The 18,011-nt window shown below is 54.5% G+C and carries 9 protein-coding genes and 1 pseudogene; all 10 read left to right on the top strand.

What is annotated here, in order from left to right:
* Positions 1-40 precede the first annotated feature (40 nt).
* Entirely contained in the window at positions 41-1,936 is a 1,896-nt protein-coding gene (locus tag AC5TBW_RS06100) for a hypothetical protein (protein WP_495511205.1), read from the top strand.
* 70 nt (positions 1,937-2,006) lie between these two features.
* Positions 2,007-5,042: a glycosyltransferase gene (locus tag AC5TBW_RS06105; protein ID WP_495511206.1), complete on the top strand. Its 3,036-nt coding sequence runs from the start codon at positions 2,007-2,009 to the stop codon at positions 5,040-5,042.
* A 31-nt stretch (positions 5,043-5,073) separates the two neighbouring features.
* Entirely contained in the window at positions 5,074-7,380 is a 2,307-nt protein-coding gene (locus AC5TBW_RS06110) for an alginate O-acetyltransferase AlgX-related protein (RefSeq protein ID WP_495511207.1), read from the top strand.
* Between the two features lie 135 nt (positions 7,381-7,515).
* Complete coding sequence (locus tag AC5TBW_RS06115; RefSeq protein WP_495511208.1) at positions 7,516-9,792, top strand: glycosyltransferase family 2 protein; 2,277 nt, start codon at positions 7,516-7,518, stop codon at positions 9,790-9,792.
* A gap of 163 nt (positions 9,793-9,955) precedes the next feature.
* Complete coding sequence (locus tag AC5TBW_RS06120) at positions 9,956-11,014, top strand: glycosyltransferase (protein WP_495511209.1); 1,059 nt, start codon at positions 9,956-9,958, stop codon at positions 11,012-11,014.
* Between the two features lie 244 nt (positions 11,015-11,258).
* Complete coding sequence (locus tag AC5TBW_RS06125) at positions 11,259-12,425, top strand: nucleotide sugar dehydrogenase (RefSeq protein ID WP_495511210.1); 1,167 nt, start codon at positions 11,259-11,261, stop codon at positions 12,423-12,425.
* 213 nt (positions 12,426-12,638) lie between these two features.
* On the top strand, positions 12,639-14,234 hold the full coding sequence (gene pgm / locus AC5TBW_RS06130) for a phosphoglucomutase (alpha-D-glucose-1,6-bisphosphate-dependent) (RefSeq protein ID WP_495511211.1): 1,596 nt from the start codon (positions 12,639-12,641) through the stop codon (positions 14,232-14,234).
* 221 nt (positions 14,235-14,455) lie between these two features.
* Positions 14,456-16,137 (top strand): annotated as a pseudogene (pgi, locus tag AC5TBW_RS06135) (glucose-6-phosphate isomerase).
* A 47-nt stretch (positions 16,138-16,184) separates the two neighbouring features.
* Entirely contained in the window at positions 16,185-17,045 is an 861-nt protein-coding gene (locus AC5TBW_RS06140; RefSeq protein ID WP_495511212.1) for a UTP--glucose-1-phosphate uridylyltransferase, read from the top strand.
* Positions 17,046-17,263: 218 nt separating this feature from the next.
* A complete protein-coding gene (locus AC5TBW_RS06145) occupies positions 17,264-18,010 on the top strand; it encodes a glycosyltransferase family 25 protein (RefSeq protein ID WP_495511213.1) in 747 nt (248 codons plus the stop codon).
* Position 18,011 lies beyond the last annotated feature (1 nt).

An 18,011-nucleotide genomic window follows, 5' to 3' on the forward strand; every position in this document is an offset into this window, starting at 1 on the left:
TATCCTTACCTCAATTATTGCCAGTTACCAGGAAGACACTGTGAGCCAACAAAACCAAGTGGCGGGCAACGCCCAGCAAGACCTTGCTATCAAACCTTCGCTCAACACCCTGGCTCAAGGGTCAATGTTTTGGCAGCCCGATTTTCGTCGTGCTTCTCCCTGGCTGGAGCATTCACCGTTTATTTTTTGGCTGGTAGAGGCACTGCGCCCACGCCAGTGCGTGGGGCTGGGCATTGATGCCATGTCGCACCTTACCTTGTGTCAGGCGGTTTCGCGGTTAAAGCTGGATTCCCACTGCTATCTCGTCGGTGAAAGTGCCGATAACCCCCAGGAGGGGGAGTTGCTAGACGAGCTAGCCGCTGAACAGTACCCCACCATTAGTCAGTGGTTGAACACCAACCCCACCCGCGCCATTCAGCAGTTTGATGAAGGTTCGATTGACCTGTTGATACTCAATGTTTCCCCACAAGACGATAGTGTGGATTACCTCTTGGATCGTTGGCTTTCGCGCCTTTCCGCTCAAGGGGTGGTGCTGTTACCCGGCGTGGCGCGTCGCGAGCCTGATTGCCATGTGTTTCGGGCTTTTGAAGCCTTGCAGGCCCAGTACCCGCACTTTGCGTTTCACCATGGCAACGGGCTAGGCGTTATCGCGGTTGGCCAGCAGCAAACCACGCTGCTGCATAATTTATTGGCTTCGCTAGAGTCAACGGCTTCAAGCCGGGTGGTGCAGGATATTTTTGCCCGGTTGGGACGTAGTTGCCGCGACAAACTCACCGCCCAAGAGCAGCGCACATTGGCGCAGCAGCTTGAAGAGCGCATTAAAGGGCAGGCTGAACAGCTGCAAAATGCTGAGCAGCAGCGAGCCACGCTTGATGAACAGTTGGCTGCCAGCAAAGACGATGCCGTTAAGCTTAAAAAGCGCCTGGAAACCCAGGAAGAGCGCTTTGCCCATGAACGCGGTCGCCTGGCTGAACGGGTGAGCTCACTGGAGGAGTTCAATCAAGAACTCAAACAGGAGTTAATGCACCAGCGTAACCAAAGCGAGCAGCGTGAAGCCGAGCGCCGCGAGCAGGCTACTGCCTTAAAAAGTGCCGAGCAGGCATTGCAGACTAGCTTGGCTGACAATGCTGAAATGAATCAGAAGATTAAAACTATTGAAGAGCAGTTAAAGGCGAAAGAGCAGAAGAATAAGGAGTTGGAGCAAGAGTCCGCTACACGCTTTGAAGAACTAGCTAAGCTAACCACACTGCTGGAAACCAACGAGCAGACCCTTTCAACTGAGCGCCAGGAGGCTGCGCGCTTAACTGAGAAGGTGGAAAAGCTTACGGCAGATTTGAAACGCCCGAGTGAAGAAGCCGCTGCCTTGAAGCGCCAACTGGCACAGCAGCGCCAGGAAGCCAAGGTGTTTGCTGATGAGCGCTTCCGCGAACTGGCAATTCTCACCGAGCTGTTAGAGAAAAAAGAGACCGATACCCAGCAGGAAATTGACCGCCAAGCGCGCGAACTAGCAGCGTTAGTGGCCCTGTTAGATGAACGTGGTATCGACTACTCTTCGGTGATACTCCCACCATCTGAAGCAGCTCCTGACGCCGTTCAGCCGAATGCGCCGATTACTGCCCAGGCTCCGGTGAAAAAAGCGCCGCCGCTTACCAAACGCTCGATGAAACGCCAAATCGCCTTGATTGAAGGGAGCCGCTATTTTGATGCCAAGTGGTACCTGGCCCAGTACCCAGATATCGCTCGCGATCCAAAAATGTCGGCAAACCCTGCGCGCCACTACTTGCTAATGGGTGGCTTTGAAGGCCGTAATCCGGGGCCGGAATTCGATTCAGCGTTCTACCTGGCTACGCATCAAGACGTGGTAGAAAGCGGTATTAACCCGCTGGTGCATTACCTCAAGTTTGGTGAGCAAGAGCAGCGCCCAATCAGGGCGTGAAGGCCTGATGTTTCATTTAGCAGAGCTAGGGCGTTATGGGTGAACTCGTTGCGCTAGTGAAGGTACTCTTTTGGCGTTGAATGTTAAAAAACTGTTGTTGTGGTTGAAAAAGCCACAGGCACCCGCCGAACTGGCGCCGCTGCCCGTTGCTCAAGACGATTTTGACGCAGAGTGGTATTTAAACACCTACCCCGATGTTGCCCAGGCGGGAATCGACCCCTGGGAGCATTACCTTCGCCACGGTGCTAAGGAAGGGCGCCTACCCAAGCGTAACCGCGCCCTTGCTTGGGATGAGGCGCTTTGGCGCGGTGCCCATGCGGTGATGCTGCCACGTTTGCAGGCACTGCTGACCGATACCGCTGCTAGTGCTTCTGAACAGCAGGCTGCCCGTTGGGCGCTGGCGCGTTGGTATGTTTGGCAGCAGCAGTGGGAAGCGGTGATAAGTTGCTTGGCCGGGCAGGATGACCTTCAGCATCTATTCCATCATGTCGATCACCCCAGCATGGCACTGCTAGCCGTTGAGGCGCATTGCCGGTTGCAGCTTGAAGGCAGGCCAGCCGATGGCCTGGCGTTGTCAGTCTTACTGAAGGCACTTAAAAAACGCTTTCCTAGCCATTCGGATACCTTTCTTGCAGAAGCTAACACGCTTCTGGTAGAGCAGGGCAGCGATGCCGCACGGCTTGAGCTGCTCAATCAGCTTTTTGCCGCCCATGGGCTAAGCGCCATTGCCCAGCGCAACACCGACGCGCCCTTATCGCTTGATAACCTCTCAACTAACGATTCATCGCTTACCCCTCACCCCTCACCCCTCACGACTGACAACTTATCCCTCGCCCCTAACGCTTCCCCTCTAATCTCCGTCATCGTTCCGCTCTATAACGCGGCGCATACCATTGGTACCGCGCTGCGCAGCCTGTTCGATCAGCAGGGCGTTCGCTTGGAGATTGTGGTGGTCGACGACGCCAGTGAAGATGACGGCGTGCTTGAGGTAGCCCGTTGGCAGCGTGTGGCCCCCATGCATGTGACGCTTTCGTTGGTTCGTCACGCAACGAACCAAGGCGCGTATGCCGCCCGTAATACGGGATTAGCAGTGTCGACCGGTGATTTCGTAACCACTCACGATAGCGATGACTGGTCACATCCTCAGAAGCTGATGACCCAGTGGCAGGCGTTAGAAGCGGACCCGCAAGCGAAGGCGTGTTTATCCAGTTGGGTACGTACCACGCCGGAATTGCTGTTTCACCGCTGGCGCTTGGATGAGTACGGCTGGGTGTACCCGAATATTTCCTCGCTGCTGCTGCGCCGTGAAGTGATCAATACCCTAGGCTACTGGGACGCGGTCAGTGTCAATGCGGATACTGAGTACCGCGAGCGCGTGGAAGCGGCCTTCGGTGCTGAAAGTGTCATTATCGCGCTGCCTGGGGTGCCTCTTGCGTTTGGCCGTGCGGATGAGGGCTCGCTCACGCAGCACTCCCGTTCGCACCTCACCACCAAGTTTACCGGTTTACGTTACCGCTATATGGTAGCGGCGCGCCGTTGGCATGCCAGCGCGGAAAGCGCCCACCAGCTTTATATGCCGCAACACCCCGAACAGCGACCCTTTGTGGCGCCATCGGCGATGTTACGGCCCACCGATACCCTACAAGCGAGCTTTGCGGAGATCGATGTGGTCAGTGAGTCCGCGCTGTTCGATGCGGGCTGGTATTTAGAGCGCTATATCGATCTTCAGCAGGCCAGTATCGAACCGCTAGAACACTTTTATTCTGCTGGTACCTTAGAGCAGCGCGATCCTGGCCCGCACTTCTCCCTTTCCGGTTACTGCCGCCGCTATCCAGAAGTAAAGGCGTCTGGCCAGCATCCATTAGTGCACTTCATGGTGGAAGGGCACGCAAAGGGTCTGGAGCCGCTGCCCATTTGGCAAGGCGAACGGGTATTTAGCCAACGGCCCACGGTGCTGCTGTGCGCGCACCAGGCGGGGGCGGCGCTGTATGGCGCTGAGCGTAGCCTGCTCGATATCCTGGATGCGATGACCGAACTGCGCTGGAACGTCATCATTGCGTTGCCCGAAGCCAATAACGCGGAGTATGAACAGGCGCTATTAACGCGCTGTAAAGCGTTGGCCGTTCTGCCTTATGGCTGGTGGCAGGTGGGTCGGGAGCCGGTGAACGCGACGGTGGGCTACTTTCGTGATCTGATAAAGCGTTTTGCTATAGATGCCGTGCATGGCAATACTGTGGTGCTGGCGGAGCCATACCTCGCCGCAAGACTAGAGGGTGTGCCCACCCTTATCCACGTGCGTGAACTGCCCGCCCATGACCAAACGCTGTGTGCCACGCTAGGCGCAACGCCTGAACAGGTAGTCGAGCATGTACACCAACAGGCGGATGTGATTATTGCCAACTCTTCTTGTGTGGCCCAGGCGTTTGCCCGCGAAGCCAGTGATGATACGCAGCCACCATCGCTTTGCGTGGTGCCCAACACCATTGAGATGACACCGTTGTTAGCGCTGGCTGACGTGGGGGTTGATACTCAGGTAGAGGCGCCTGTTCGGGTGGGCATGCTGAGCAGCAATATCGCTAAGAAGGGCCTGGCGGACGTTGAGGCAATGGCGGGGCATCTGCAAACGCTGGCCCCAGGCGTTGAGGTGGTGCTGTATGGTGCCTGCACCGCTGAGATTGAGGCGCTGTTAAAGCGCCAGACCCAGGGCCGTGCACCGGCCAATATTACCTTTGCGGGCTACGTTCAGCGGCCTGAAGAAGCCCTGGCGCAGCTGGATATCGTGGTGAACCTATCGCGTTTTCAAGAGTCTTTCGGGCGTACGGTGTTAGAGGCCATGGCTGCGGCGCGCCCCGTGGTGGCTTATGAATGGGGGGCGTTGGGCGAGCTAGTGATTGAGGGCGAAACCGGCTTTTTGGTGCCTTTTGGTGACTCTTTGGCTGCCGCCGAGCAAGTGGCGAAGCTTGCGAATTCGCCGGGGCAGTGCCGCCGTTTTGGCCAGTCTGGCAGGCGGCGAGCAGAAACAGAATTTAATGCTACCCAGTTGCGTCATGCCCTGGCTAATGCCTATAAATTGACGCAGGTTGCTAAGTTTATTCATGTTATTTAAAACGGTTATTAAGAACTGTTAGGGGTTTTATTTGAAGCTTGCTATTGCTGCTATCGTCAAAAACGAATTGGATAGTTTGAATGAGTGGTTGGCGTTTCACCTTGCGGTGGGGGCTAGCCACTTTTTAATTGCTGATAACGAAAGCGACGACGGGACCTATGAACTGCTTGAGACGCTTGCCCAGGCGGGCTTGGTTACGTTGGTTTCAGTGCCGACCGGGGATGGCCCGCCACAGCTGCCTGCCTACCATAAGCTGCTCAAGAAGTGCCCTAACGATATTGATTTGGTGGCTTTTATCGATGCCGATGAGTATCTCTACCCGGCCCTTGAACCTGAACAAGTCGACCAAACCGCCGCTTTTCCGTTATTGGCGTGGTTGGAGAAACAGTTTGCGTCACCCGAGGTGGGCGCGCTAGCGCTCAATTGGGCGTGCTTTGGCTCCAACGGGGCGAAATTTCGTGATGAAGGGCTGGTGATTGAACGTTTCACTCAGCGCGCGAAGCAATCGTTTCCGCCGAATCGCCACTTCAAGAGTGTGGTTAGGCCCGCTTATGTCAGGGAGTTTGAAAATCCGCATTATGCCCATCTAAGCCGTGGTCACTACGTGAATGCTTTGGGCAAAGCGCTTGAGCTTCGTCTCGATCCTGCAGGTAATACTAAGTTCGGCTTGAGTGAGCAGATCGTGTGGGAAGGCGTTCGCATCAACCACTATCTGGTGAAGTCGGTTGAGGAGTTTGTATTGGGCAAGTCGAAGCGCGGCAGCGCCGCGACACCTAACTACAACAAGAAGCGCGACTACTTCATGCGTTACGACCGTAACGAAGAGACCTGTGTAGGCGCGGCTGCAATGGCGCCTCAGGTTGAGCAACATATGCAGTGGTTACAGAAAACGGCTGGCATAGCCCCCGAGCCACTTCAAGCCGCGCCTCAAGCGAATGCTGCGAAACTCCGTTCGGGCTCTTTCGATTTGAAACGCTGGCTGAAGCGCCGGTTGAAAGAGGGGGGGGGGTCCAACGATGCAGATGCGTTGCCCGTGGAGCAGTGGGCGCTTGATTACCCTTCGGAGCAGCGCGGTTCGCGCTTTATGTCCTCAGGGCGCGTTGTGCAGGGCTGGGTGCTGCTGCCTGAAGCGCTCAAAGAGATGCACTCTGAAGTGCTTATTGTGGCTGAGTGGCAGTCGGCGTTTGAGCTCAGCCACCCGCTGGAAATCGAGCGCCCCGATGTAATCGAGAACGTGCTCAAGGTGCCTGCCGCGCAGCACCCGCTGCTGAGCTGCGGCTTTCGCTTTAGCGTGCCGCCGCTACTAGGGCGTTTTCGCTTGTGGCTGGCGCTAGGTGGCCAGCGCTGGCTGCTGCAGGAAGTGAGCGTCGATACTCAGGATGCTGAGTCGTCTGAACAGTTAAAAGTGCTGGAGGGCAAGCAGGGCTGGCTGTTTTTGGATAACGACACCAACGGTAGCGTTGATCAGTTTATGGGCCGCATGCGTCTAACCAAGGCCGGGTTAGAGGGCTGGCAAACCTACCTGACTCAGGCTGAAAAGGTGGCCGCCAAGCGCCCCTGGGCGCTGCTAGTGGCACCTTCCAAAGAGAGCGTAATGGGGGCCAGTTACCACCCACGTAAAGAGGGCAGCAATGGCCCCATGCATCAGGTGTTGAGCTTAACCGCGGCCCACGATGTGGTGTATCCGGTGCCCGAGCTAAAGGCGTTGGGTGACAGCGCTTTTATTCCCACCGACACCCACTGGACACACAAAGGCGCGTTGGCAGCCGCTATCGCCCTGGCCGAAAAGCTTGGAGTTGAACGTGAGGCGTGTCAGGCGCTGTTTCAAAAAGATCGTTACAAAGATAAAACCATGGGCGGTGACCTGGGGAATAAGCTAACGCCCAGGCAGACCTCTACCGTTGAGGTGCTTATCTCCTTCAATCATGTGCATTACAAAGTATTTGATAATGGCCTGCCCAATTTTGGCCGGCTGTTGGTGATGGAGTATCCCGATGCGCTGGTCGATGCAACCTGCCTGGTGTTTGGCTCCTCCTCCAGTTACTCCATGTTTAACTATTTGTGCCGAATCTTTAAGCGCTTTGTGTTTGTTCACAGCGCCGGGAATATTGATCCTGAGTTAGTCGCTGCGGTTGAGCCTGACTATCTGGCCGCACAAACCAACGCGCGTTTTGTGGTGCAGGTGCCAGGCTCGGATCAGTCGCTGATGATGCTTATTCGCGATAAACGCGCGCGGCTTAACCCTGAGGAGCAGGCGCTGGTCGAAAAACGCCAAGTGCTCGCCAAGCCTGATAATACGCTATTGGCTAAACTCAATTTGCCACCCTGGCTGGGGTGACGCGATTTCTCCCCGTTACTGTTGGGAACAATGCGCTGATGATCGGTTTTGCGATTGATCTGTCGATTGGTGTGACACGCTCTGCGGGCTGGTAAGATGCTCGCTCCATATCCGCCGGATAAGATGCTTTTTTGAATGAACGCTACTCAAACACCAAGTGATAAGGATTGGTATCCTCATCACCGCAGCCCCCAACGCTTTCTCCCCTTACAGCAGATAGAAGCGGCTTCACACCCTGGTGAATGGCATTCCCTGGGCGATAAGCCGCTTTTTGCGTTAGAAGGGCAGCTGCCGTTGCCGGGCTGGAACATGGTCGAAATCGCCTGCGAGCGGGATGTGACCAGCGTGGTGTCTAGCCTGACATTTGAATCCTCACGCCGCTCGGTCACGGTCGAGTTACCGCTGCGGGTGGGTAAGGTCACTAAGCGCTTGGTATATGTGCCCTGGGGCGTCAAGCGTGTGACCTTTTCGCCCATGAGTGCCGCGGGTACGTTTTCGCTGGGACATTTTCGTTTTGTGTGGCTAACGCCGATGTTCGCCTATAACCGCTTGCTGCAGCGGTTGTCGAACATGCACGAGCACTATCGCGATCTCTCGTTGAAGGAGATTGCGCAGAGTTTGAAACAGCAGGCGAGCAAGCAAAGCCGCAAATGGCAGACCGTTGCGCTGGAAGATTACGAAAGCACGTTTATCAGCCTTTCGACCCGTCGGCACTATCAGCACTGGATTCGCCAGATCGAGCGCAGACGGGCGCCCAGTGAGCCTATCGTGGCGCTGCGTTCGCATCTTCACTCTTTCGATTGCAGTGTGCTGATGGTTTGTCCTGCAGCCGATACCATGAAAGGCGCGCAAAAGAAGACGCTGAAAGAGCGGTTGAGCCGAAGCTTGGCCAGTTTGGCGGAGCAGTCGCTGACGCCTCATCAAGCCGTGCTGTTGGTGCCGCCTTCGCTCCACAAGCAGTGGCAGGGGTGGTTGGCCGAGTGGCAGCGTGAAATGCCTTTCTTGTGTGTGGTGGAAAGCTATGCCACCAGCGTAGCGGCGCTGCGCGTTGAGGCGCTTTCCTACTGTGAGCATGATTGGGTGTGGTTTTTACGCCCTGGAGACCGTTTGGCCACCAATGCGCTGTTCCATATGGCGAGCATCGCCGTGGACAATCCTAAAGCGCAAATGTTGGTGGCCGATGAAGATAGTCTCGACGAGCACGACATCCGCCACTCGCCGCTGTTTAAGCCTCAATGGAACGCCGACTTACTGCTTTCGATGCCTTACATGGGGCGCGCTGTCTGCTATCAGCATAGCTTTGTGCCGCGCCTTTCGGCAGAAATGTGCGGCGAGTTTGCCAACGATGCGGATTGGCTCGATTACGTTCAAACGTTAACCGTCACTCGGCGGAATGAGTTTTCGCCCGAGCAACTGGCGCATGTCCCGCATATTGCTTACCACGGTGAGCCTGGGACTGAATCAACCCCGGCAAGCTATGTGGCTACCGTTGCGCAACACTTGCGTGAGGCTGGTCATCACGCTGAGGTAACCCCTGGGCTGCTGCCGGGCACTCAGCGTGTGCGCTGGCCAATGCCCGACCCCGCTCCGCTGGTCAGTTTGCTGGTGCCTACCCGAGATGGGGTGAATATTCTGCGCCCCTGTGTGGATGCGCTTCTGGATCGCACCGACTACACCCATTTCGAACTGCTGATTCTGGATAACCAGAGCAGCTGCCCCGAAACCCTGGCATATTTGAAAGACGTAGCGGCCCGGGATTCCCGGGTGAAAGTATTGCTCTGGGATGCGCCTTTCAACTACTCATCGATCAACAACTTCGGCGCGGCCAATGCCAAGGGCAGCATCATTGGCTTGATCAATAATGATATCGAGCCAATCGATGGCCAGTGGTTAAGTGAAATGGTCGAGCAGGTTTCTCGGCCTGAGATTGGCTGTGTGGGTGCCAAGCTCTATTACCCCAACGACACCGTTCAGCACGGCGGGGTGATTCTGGGGTTGGGCGGTTTAGCGGGGCACGCGCATCGCTTTTTCCAACGCGATGAAGATGGCTACATGGGGCGCCTGAAAGTCACCCAGAACCTCTCCGCCGTAACCGCCGCCTGCCTGCTGTTACGCAAAGAGGTTTTCGATGCCGTTAACGGCTTGAACGAAGCCGACCTGGCGGTGGCCTATAACGATGTGGATCTTTGCATCAAGGTACGCGAAGCTGGTTACCGCAATCTGTGGACCCCTTATGCCGCCCTTTACCATCATGAGTCCATCTCCCGAGGTGCCGACGACACCCCGGAAAAACGCGCCCGCTGGCTCAGTGAGTATGCCTACATGCGCAAAACCTGGGGCGAGCTGTTAGACAGCGACCCGGCCTATAACCCCAATTTAACGCTAGTCCATGAAGATTATTCGTTGCGTTAGAGGTTAGGCGTGAGGGTTCCGTAGCACGTGGTAAGCGGAGCGCACCCGCGATGCAGCGCGCAGCGGTGCCGGAGTTGGCTTGCGCAGGCAGTGTAATCATCGATGTTGTTTGTAATGCCGGGTGTGTGCATCACTCGATTAATGGGTTAAAAAAGGATGCATCGTGAGTAGTCACATTCACTGGGTTGTTCTTAGCGATGGTGCGCGGCCGACTGAAGATATCTATTTCTATGAATCCGCCGCGCCGGTGTTGCACAACGAGGGTGTACTGACCGATCGCTTTCCTGTTTCTCGTTCTTTCGGCGCGTCGCGGCTTCATGGACGAGCTTTTAAACGTCGCTATGCGGGGGGCAACCTGCTGCTGTGCCGCTCGCTGCCATTAAGCTGGCTGCGCTGGCTGGAACGCAACCGCAACGCCTTTGGCTATATCGTCTATCTGATTGATGATGATATAGCCGCTGCCGCCATTGATGCCACGCTGCCCAGCGCTTATCGCAAACGCATGGCGCGCATAGTAGAGCTTCAACCACGTTTGCTGGCCCTGGCCGATGAGGTGGTGGCATGCAGCGACCAGCTCGCGAGCTACTTTACGCCACGCCACGCGAACGTTTCCGTGCTGACACCCGCTTTGCTGGCGCCGTTGCCAGAGCGTGATCACTTTTCATTTGCCCCCTCCGCAGAAACGCCATGGCAGATAGGCTTTCACGGGACGCGAGCCCACCTTCAGGATTTGCTGCATATCGCACCTGCATTGGAGACACTGCAACAGCAGCGCGACGACACCGAACTTGAGGTCATGCTGGGTCAGCATCTTCCGAAGCGTTTGGCGGCGTTGCCGCGCGTCAAAGCCCCTGCGCCATTACCCTGGCAAGGCTTCCAGCGCTACCAGCGTCAGCGCCGCCTGCACATTGGTTTGGCGCCGCTTTTAGAGACGCCGTTTAACCAGGGTAAGTCGTTTATCAAGTTTCTGGATATTGCCGCTATGGGCGGGGTGGGTATCTACTCCAACCGCTACCCCTATACGGAGGTCGTGCGCCATGGCGAAAATGGCCTGTTGGTGGAAGACACTCCTGACGCATGGAGCGATGGTTTGCAGCAGCTAATTGAAGACCCGGCCGCGACATCCCGTATGGCCGAGCAGGCAGCGAAAGATGCCCAGCGGGTTGGTGATCCAAACTTCGCGGTATCATTCTGGCAGGCACGCAGTGAGCGTCTGGATTAACCCCCGGCGACCCCCATGCGGTTTAGCTTCAGGCGGGCGACCGGGTAGAAAACCTGGAAGTACTGAGTTTAGCGACGCCAACCCCGTGCAACACTCAACCCTCACTTTGTCGCGTGAGGGCATTAAGCTGAGGGTAATGAACGATTGCTCATTCCTTCGCTTTCTGATTAGCTGATTCGTTACTATTAGCGTTAGTAGTCAGCTCTTAAAGCCAGCTTTTAGAAACAGTTAGGGATTGATTTGCATGAAAATTGCCGTTGCAGGAACGGGCTATGTAGGGCTTTCCAACGCGATGCTGCTAGCGCAGCACCACGAAGTGGTCGCGGTTGACATTGTTCCCGAGAAGGTCGAGCTGCTGAATAATCGACGCTCACCGATTGAAGATACGGAAATTGCGGCGTTTTTAAATCGTGATGATTTGAATTTTACGGCTACATTGGATGCTGAGCAGGCCTACGCTAATGCGCAGTTCGTGATTATTGCCACGCCCACCGATTACGATCCCCAGACCAACTATTTCGATACCAAAAGCGTTGAAGCGGTTATTGGACAGGTCATGCGCATTAATCCTGATGCGGTGATGGTAATTAAATCCACCGTGCCTGTAGGCTATACCAAGGGCGCTTCAGAGCGCTTCAATACCCAGAACCTTCTTTTCTCGCCTGAGTTTTTGCGCGAAGGGAAAGCGCTCTACGACAACCTTTACCCATCGCGCATTATTGTGGGCGAGCGTTCCGAGCGCGGCGAAACGTTTGCTGAACTCCTCAAGCAGGGTGCGATAGCAGAAGAGGTTGAGGTGCTGCTAACCAACAGTACTGAAGCCGAGGCGATCAAGCTGTTTGCCAATACCTACCTGGCCATGCGGGTTGCCTACTTCAATGAGCTGGACAGCTACGCGGAAACCCACGATCTGGATGCCAAGCAAATCATTCAAGGCGTTAGCCTCGACCCGCGTATCGGCAAGCACTACAACAACCCGAGCTTTGGGTATGGCGGCTACTGCCTGCCGAAGGATACCAAGCAACTGCTGGCCAACTACGCCGATGTACCCAGTAACATGGTTCAGGCGATTGTGGATGCGAACCGCACACGTAAAGATTTCATCGCGGAATCGGTGCTGCGCCGCAACCCGACCGTGGTGGGGGTTTATCGTCTTATCATGAAAACGGGCTCGGATAACTTCCGCGCCAGTGCCATGCAGGGCGTGATGAAGCGCATCAAGGCGAAAGGGGTGGAAGTGGTGGTTTACGAGCCGGTGTTAGAAGGCGATAAGTTTTTCGGCTCTACCGTAATGCGCGATTTAGATGCGTTTAAACAGAAGTGTGATGTCATCCTGGCGAACCGCATGGTCGCTGAGCTTGGCGATGTGGAAGCCAAGGTATATACCCGCGACCTGTTTGGCAGTGATTGATGCTAAGTAAGATAGTGACCCGGTAGCGCGTGGTGAGCGGAGTGCAGCGTGAGGCGGTGCCATAGCAACGTTAATAGTTCTAAGCCCCTATCATTGGGGCTTTCTTTTTTTTTGGCCCTAGCGCTTACAGACTTGGGTCTTATAGACTTAGTTCTTATAGGCTTAGGTGTTGAGGCCGCTGGTCGTAGGTTTTGTTGTTTAAGGAGTTTACAGATGGAAGCTATTTTAAAAGCATTTTACGAACAACAGCCGAATGCCAGCGTTCCCAAGGAGCGGGTGGCGTTTGGCACCTCCGGCCACCGCGGCCGTTCCCTGGAGCGCACTTTTAACGCAGCGCATATTTATGCGATCACCCAGGCGGTGGTCGATTACCGCACTGAGGCGGGCTATCAGGGGCCGCTGTTTTTAGGGTTTGATACCCATGCGCTTTCGCGCCCCGCCTGGGAGTGCGTGCTGCAAGTGCTGGCCGCAAACAGGGTGCCGGTGTTTGTCGAGAAAGATTATGGTTACACCGCGACGCCGTTGATTAGTCAGGCAATTTTGCACCATAACCGACCTCAAGATCAGGCGGGAACTGAGGTGGCGCTTGCGGATGGCTTGATCATCACACCTTCGCATAATCCGCCGGAAGATGGCGGGATCAAATACAACCCTTACCACGGCGGCCCCGCAGATACCGACGCCACTGGCTGGATCGAGCTGCGTGCGAATGCTTATCTGCTCCGCCAGTTGGAAAAAGTGCCTACCGTGCCGGTCGATGAGGCGATTGCCCACGCTCAGGAGTTTGATTTTACGGCGCATTATGTTGCCAAGCTGGGCAGTGTGGTGGATATTGCTGCGATTCAGCAAGCCAACCTGACCTTGGGCGCCGACCCTATGGGTGGTACGGCGCTGCCGGTATGGCAAGCGATCGCGGCGCACTACAACCTCAATCTTGAGGTGGTGAATACTACGGTCGATGCTGAATTCGCGTTTATGCCGCCGGATCACGATGGCAAAATCCGTATGGATTGCTCGAGCCCCGCGGCGATGGCCAATTTGCTCAAGATTAAAGACCGCTTCGATATCGCTTTTGGTAATGACCCAGATGCCGATCGTCACGGCATTGTCGATGTCAACGGCTTGATGAACCCGAACCACTTTTTGGCCGTGTGCATCGATTACCTGATCACCCATCGCCCTGAGTGGGCGGCGAGCTTAAAAATCGGCAAGACCTTGGTGTCTTCGTCGATGATCGATCGGGTCGTGGCATCTCATCAGCGTGAGCTCTATGAAGTGCCGGTTGGGTTTAAGTGGTTTGTGGATGGCCTGCATGAAGGCTGGTTGGCGTTTGGCGGTGAAGAGAGCGCTGGCGCAAGCTTGCTCACCCGTGAAGGCAAGGCGTGGTCCACCGATAAAGACGGCATTGTGCTTTGTCTGTTGGCGGCAGAAATCATGTCGGTCACCGGCAAAACGCCCAGCGAGTATTACCGCACGCTCACCGAGCGCTTCGGTGAACCTTTCTATAAGCGCGTCGATACTGCCTGTTCGCCGGAAGAGAAAGCGGCGTTCAAGAACCTGACCGCCGAGAGCGTGACCGAACAAACCCTGGCAGGTGACGCGATCAATGCCGTACTGGTCGCGGCACCGGGCAATGGCGCCGCCATCGGCGGTATCAAAGTCACCACCGAAAACGGCTGGTTTGCAGCTCGCCCCAGCGGTACGGAATCGCTTTATAAAGTCTACGCCGAAAGCTTTAAAGGCGAACAGCACCTGGACGAGCTAATCGAAAACGCCACCGCGCTATTAGCGGGTGTTTTAAAAGGGTAGCGGCCCGGGGCGGCTGAGGGCCGCCCCTCGGTGCCAATTAGGTGCAACATGAGTAGGAGTGGCACACTCCCGCGCGTATTTTCGTCATTATGCTGATGCGCTTCTTTCTTATCATCACGCTGTAAACTATATAGTTAATGGTAAAGGTAGACGGGCTGGCTTGGAGCTTGCTTTGTAAAGGGTAACGGTTGTTACCTGGCCATCATCAAGGAAGATACATCATGAATGCCTCTCTTATAGCGGTAAACCATCGTCTATATACCCCCCTGACTGCGCTTAACGACCATGCAGAACGGCTTCAGGCGCAATCTCTCAGCGATCTTATTGGCGGTAATACCTCTTCAGCACGCCAACGGGCGAGCGAATTGGCGTTTACGTTTGGGTCGCTCCATCTGGATCTCAGCAAGCAGCGTATTACCCAGGAAACCCTGTCGCTGTTGGTCGATTGGGCGCTTAGCTGTGGTATTGAAGATAAACGCCGCGCGCTGTTTGCCGGGGCTAAGGTCAATACGTCTGAACGCCGAGCGGCTCTGCATATGGCGGCCCGCTGGCCTGCTGAGACTGTGCCACCAGAAGGCATGGAACCAGCGGTGGCTTTTTGTCAGCAGCAGCGTTTACGTTTGGCTGGAATGGTCGAGCGTTTACATCAAGGCGACTGGTTTGGAGCAACCGGTCAGAAAATTACCGATGTGGTACATATCGGTGTTGGCGCTCGGATTTAGGCCCAAAAATGATCAGCGAGGCGCTGGCAGACCGCCCCAGCCAGGCGCAGGTGAGTGTGCATTATGTCTCTAGTATGGACGGCGCCCAGCTTTTGCCGCTAATGGAGCAGCTCAATCCCGCGACTACGCTGCTTGTGTTAGCCTCTAAATCGTTCACCACTGCGGATACCCAGTTCAATCTACGTACCGCCTTGGCGTGGTTGAGCGATGCGCTGGAAATCGATATTCCCACGGTATGTCGCTATCAGCTGGTTGGGGTCTCCTCCAAGCCTGAGAAGATGACCGAATTGGGTATTCCTGACGCCCATCAACTGGTCTTCAAAGATTGGATTGGTGGGCGCTTTTCTTTGTGGTCGCCCATTGGTGTCAGCGTTGCGATGCAGTTGGGGATGGCGAGTTTCAATGCGCTACTCGAAGGCGCGCATGACATGGATCGTCACTTCCTGGAAACACCCCTGACCGAAAACTTGCCTGCCATAGTGGCGCTAGTCGGCGCTTGGAATTGCCAGTTCCTAAATATATCCACCCATGCTGTGTTGCCTTACGACGGTCGTCTGAAAAGTCTGCCGGCCTTTTTGCAGCAGCTAGAGATGGAGTCGAATGGGAAGAGTGTTCGCACCGATGGCCGTTCAGTCACCCATGCCACTTGCCCGATTATCTGGGGCGATGTAGGGCCCAATGCCCAGCATGCGTTTTATCAGCTTCTGCACCAGGGTGGGCACACCGTCAGTGCTGATTTTGTGGCGGTAGCCAGCCGGGAGGTAGATGCACCTCAAACCGTGTGTGATTCTTTGGCCGCCCAAGAGCAGCTAACGCTCGCCAACTGTTTAGCCCAGGCACAGCTTTTCGCGCTAGGCGATGATGCAATTCCCACAGGGTTGCGCGGCCATATGGCCCAGGGCTATCGCGGCAACCAACCCAATTCTATATTACTGCTCAAACAGCTAGACGCCTGGGGCATGGGCGCTCTATTAGCGCTTTACGAACACAAGGTGTTTGTTCAGTCTGTGCTGTGGAAGCTTAATCCATTCGATCAGCCGGGCGTAGAGCTAGGCAAAAAGCTTGCCACCAGCCTTTATCAAACGCTGGCAGGGGAGTCTGCAGAGCAAGATGTCGTCCAAGACCCCAGTACCGAGCAGCTATTGCGTAAAGTAAGCGAGTGGCGTCAACACTCTTGTTGATGCCGTTAACAATCAGGTTGGACAAAATTTAATTAAGGACGTTATTAATGACGCAAGTGCGTAAAGCGATTATTCCGGTAGCAGGTTTCGGTACGCGGTTGTTACCAATCAGCAAAGCAATCCCGAAGGAAATGGTGCCTGTGGTTGATCGTCCATTGATCCAGCATGTTATTGAAGAAGCGATGGAAGCGGGGATTAATGAAATTATTTTGGTGACGCGTACCGGTAAGTCAGCCATCGAAGATCACTTCGACGCGCATGCTGAGTTAGAAGATTCACTGGCTAGCAAAGGTAAGGATGCGCTATTGGAAACATTGGCCGCTATCGCGCCGCCTAAATTGAAAATCACCAGCGTTCGTCAGCCTAATGCCCAGGGCTTAGGGCATGCGATATTTTGTGCCGCCCATCTATTAGGTAAGGACGAGCCCTTTGCCGTTATCTTGCCGGATGTGCTGGTTAAACCGCAGGTAGGCAGCTCCCTATGTGACTTAGGGGAAATGGTTACGCGCTGGGAAGCGAGTCAAGCAGCGCAGATCATGGTAGAGGCGGTACCGGAAGAGGAGGTTTATCGCTACGGTATCGTCGACTGCGCGGGCAGTGAGCCCAGTGCGGGGGAGAGTGTTAACATGCGTGGCGTCGTTGAGAAGCCAAAGCCTGAGGAAGCTCCTTCGCGCCTCTCCGTGATTGGCCGCTATGTGCTGCCTTTTAGAATAATGGAGCTCTTAAGCGACCAGCCCCCAGGCGCGGGGAATGAGATCCAGCTCACCGATGCAATAGACCGTTTTATGCAAGAAGGTAGCGCAGTGCAGGCTTTTCGCATGAGTGGCCGTACCTTCGATTGTGGGCACATTGAAGGTTGGCTCAAGGCCAACACTACCCTGGCCCGTGAAGCGGGTTATGAAGTGTAAATTGATTGAAATGCAGAGGCGGCTTCGCCGCTTCTGTAGATGACATTTCCCTCCCTTCCCAATATTTCCCTTTCATGACGTTTGGTTGCGCTCCTATTTACGGCTAGGTGCAAAGCAATGCTTTGTTTATACTGCTATTGTAAGATTGTTTATGGCGCAGATAAATCTACGTCGATTATTTTGTTTTATGATAGAAATTTTAGAGGTTTATAGTAGCTGTGGAAAATTTTAATGTTTATGTGTTGACCATGAGAGCGCCTGAGAGGGTTAGTTCAATTAACAAACAACTCTCGCAGCTTCCTCTTGAATTTAGTTTTTTTGATGCAACTGTTTATAATAGTGCTGAGTTTGAAGAACCTGTTTCTATTAATGAAGCTGCAGTTAAAGAGAGAAATGGTCGATACCTTACTAATGGGGAGATTGGCTGTTTTCTGAGTCATAGAAACATTTGGTCATCGATTGTTTCTTCAAATAAAAACGGTGTTGTTTTTGAAGATGATGCAATAATAGATTGCCGTATTTTAGACTTTTTAGAGCAGCTAAATATTAGTGATGTTGAGTATGATGTTGTGCTTTTAGGACATTCTAAGAAAGATCGTCGTAGCAAAAAGCTTTATCATTTTTTAGAACCCCTAAAGCGAAGTAAAAAGTTAGGGCGCTTTTTGTTAGGAAGAGGATTTAAAACTTGGCCTTCGGGTGCCGTTGGGTATGTTGTTACTCCTCAAGGAGCCAAAAGGCTATTGAAAGCCTCTGAAAAAATTCAAAGTGTTTTAGATGATTGGCCACTCTTTGAGAGTCAAGGTGTCGTCGTTAAAGAGGTTAGGCCATTGCTGGTATGGGAAGACTTTATCAATATGGAGAGCGCCCTCGAAAATGACAGGAATACTCCCTCTAGAAAGAAGATTTATTTTATGGCGCGTTTAGTTAGAGGTGTTATTAGAAATGTCGTTGCCAAGCTAGGATGAT

Source organism: Vreelandella sp. ssv (assembly GCF_059448525.1).